This is a genomic window from Aphanizomenon sp. UHCC 0183, from assembly GCF_009712065.1.
Taxonomy (GTDB): Bacteria; Cyanobacteriota; Cyanobacteriia; order Cyanobacteriales; family Nostocaceae; genus Dolichospermum; species Dolichospermum heterosporum.
Genome location: NZ_VILC01000039.1, coordinates 19,742 through 22,694, shown reverse-complemented (window position 1 = coordinate 22,694; position 2,953 = coordinate 19,742). Strand labels below are relative to the sequence as shown.

Here is a 2,953-nt window from a genome sequence, read left to right as displayed (position 1 = left end):
TACCTCCCCTACCTCCCCTACCTTCATAAAGACGGAATATTTTTTTATTTGGAAGTCTCTTAGGCAATATTGGGAGGAATTATTTTTTTGCCTTTAAATTCTTGTAATCGTTGCTGAATCAGCCTTTCTAGTTGAGAACGCCGCACTTCTACAGTATTGGTCAAATTTCCTGGTGTTTCTATAAAAACTATGCTGTGTACTGGTTTCAGAGCTACCAATTGGAATAAAATTTGAGTAACATCCATGAGGGTTGGCAGCAAGTGAGGGTCACGCCCAGCATCTGAGATTAGGGAAACATCTTGTATGGTAGGGAAAGCGTAAATAACTTGCTTTTCTATTCCTGGATTTGCGCGATTGCTCAATGTAGTTAAAACCCAATCTTGCTCAGAATTTTGGAGAATAAAGTATTGGTAGTGGTTTAACTTTTGGGCAATGGCGACTAATACAGGGGCGATTGATACCATAATCTGTGGTGTCACGCCATCCTGGGGTGCATTGTCTATCAGCAATTGAATTTGTGCTTCTAAATCCATCATGATTTGTAAATGACTTTTGGATAATGGCTAAAACATGAGCAAGCAAATATCCCACTAAATTGGGATTTGTCAAGTTCAATCTGCTTATGCCACATATCCTCACTGTAAATTGGTTTGCGTTTGACTTGTACAGAAAAACCATGAAACTATTATCCAAAGTCTAACAAGTCGTGTCCAAAGTATGTTAGAGTCTTTTTGAGAACTGGGACTATGAATTCAACAGCAATCGCAACTAATCAGGGGAAAATTTCTATCAGCGTGGAGGTCATCTTTCAATTCCTATTTAGGGAACTTCAACAGTCAACTAAGGCTTCGGAGCAAAATTGTCACGATGTGTCGGTGAGAATTACTAACGAAGTTCTGCGGATTTGCAATGAAAGTAAACGCATTCAAACTTCCGGGTCTGTAGAAAGTTCAGCCATGAGCCTAGCTAAACATCGGTTACAACAGTGTATTCGATACTATCAGTTAGGTTCAAGTCGTGGAAGGGTAGAATTACACAGCACACTGAGTGCTATTGTTTATCGTTATATTAATCCCCCTCACAAGCAATTAAGCTATCAAGGGCGGTTGACTATCATTGAAGATTTTCTCCAGAGTTTTTATTTGGAGGCTTTAAATGCTTTTAGAAGGGAAAACCAATTAGCTCCGACCTATTGCCCCCAGACTCTTTTAGAATTGGGAGAATACATGGCATTTACCGAACGATATGGTAAACGTCGGATTCCACTCCCCGGAAGGCAGCAACAGCTAATTATTTTGCGGGCGCAAACTTTTTCCAAGCAACAGCCTTTAGAAACAAGTGTAGATATAGAACAGGCATCAGAGGGTGGTAGTGGTGAGTTTGACGGTTCTTGGGAAGAACCAGCTATCCATCAATTGCGCTCGGCTATGGCTATGCAGCCCGAACCAGAAGAAGATACCCTGCGCTCGGTTGTGATTACTGAATTAATAGATTATTTAGAAGAAAAAGAACAATCTGACTGTGCTGATTACTTTGCTTTGCGTCTTCAAGATTTATCAGCACCAGAGATTGAGTCAATTTTAGGTTTAACATCTCGGCAGCGTGATTACTTACAGCAACGGTTTAAATATCATTTAATTCGGTTTGCTCTTTTACATCGTTGGGAATTGGTTCATGAGTGGTTGGAAGTTTCTTTACCCACTAATTTGGGTTTAACTCCAATTCAATGGGAAACTTATCTGGCACAGCTAGATGAGAAACAAAAGTCTATCTTAGATTTGAAGCAGCAAGGAAAACCTGACGAGCAAATATCTAAGACATTAGGCTTGTCAATGGCACAATTACAGAAACGTTGGTTTAAGATTTTAGAACAAGCTTGGGAAATTCGGAATTCTTTAGTGTCCGGATCTAGTGCATCTACCCATGAATGGTGACTTGTGAATCTTCACAAAATGATCAACTTGCTTGGGTATTGAAAAATCATAACTTCAACACTTACGGGTATAGCTTGTTATAATGTGAGGAAATTGACGGGGTAGATATTCATTTCAAGATGGTAGCCAAATTATTGGTGAACTCAGATTGATAAGAAAAGCCCCAAACCTTTCAATTGGGAGAAATTCCTACTGTGCAAGAACGTTTTCAAGCTATTCTTAAGCGTCGTTTACAAGACCAAGTAGAAAAAAACCCGCCGTTGTTCCCTTGGGAAACACAATCAATGGAGTATCCCGACTGTGTAGAAGAACAATCTCTGGGTTTAGTTCCTGTTTGGGGGTGGACTGTCCACCAATCTAAGCTAAATTTGCCTATTCCTTTGCCTGAAAAAGTTTTTTGGCAATTGCTGGAAAAATGTCAGGTGTTATTGGCATCTTCTTTACCTCTGGGAGCTAAGTTAGTTCAGGTGGTAGAAAGTATGTTCCCTACAGATGCTCAAGCTATTAATGATTTGGCTGGGTTAGTCCTGAGAAGCTCTTATCGTTCTGCTGATACTTTGACAGCTACGGCTGATGTTGAGAGTGATTATTTTGATTTATTACCACGTCAACAAATGGCTTTGTCTTTAATGGCAGCCAAGCAGTTGTTGGAAAATTTAACTTTGCCGATTTCATTGACTCAGCCACTGGTAGAGAAACAATGGCTCACTACGGTGGGGACTTTGAGTATTCGAGTAGAATTACGGAATTTAGGTAAATTCATCAAGTTGACGGTTCAGGGTGAATTACCTACGCCGGGGATTTTACAACTCCAGGGTAATGATACTCAAGAATTTGTGAAATCTGAGACTTCAGAAATACCAGTTATAGAGTTACAAATTGATAGAAATCAGCCAATTTATACTTTGGCAGTGGAGTTCCCTGAATTAGATCAACAGCCTTTGTTGTTGGCTATTCAGGTGAAAATCTAAGGTAATAAGTAGGTTGGCGTTGAAAATTATCGTTATAGCAGGGCAAGA

Annotated in this window: 3 protein-coding genes; 2 read left to right on the top strand and 1 reads right to left on the bottom strand. The window is 39.8% G+C overall.

Annotated elements, in window-relative coordinates:
• Positions 1 to 59 precede the first annotated feature (59 nt).
• The gene (locus FJR37_RS14900; RefSeq protein ID WP_168466386.1) at positions 60 to 533 is read right to left on the bottom strand and encodes a hypothetical protein; all 474 of its coding nucleotides are present in this window, start codon (positions 531 to 533) and stop codon (positions 60 to 62) included.
• Positions 534 to 746: 213 nt separating this feature from the next.
• Between FJR37_RS14900 and hetZ the strand changes: the two genes are divergently transcribed.
• Positions 747 to 1,934, top strand: coding sequence for a heterocyst differentiation protein HetZ (gene hetZ / locus FJR37_RS14895; protein WP_168466377.1), 1,188 nt, complete (start codon positions 747 to 749; stop codon positions 1,932 to 1,934).
• A 194-nt stretch (positions 1,935 to 2,128) separates the two neighbouring features.
• Positions 2,129 to 2,905, top strand: coding sequence for a PatU (locus tag FJR37_RS14890; protein WP_371416127.1), 777 nt, complete (start codon positions 2,129 to 2,131; stop codon positions 2,903 to 2,905).
• Positions 2,906 to 2,953: the final 48 nt, after the last annotated feature.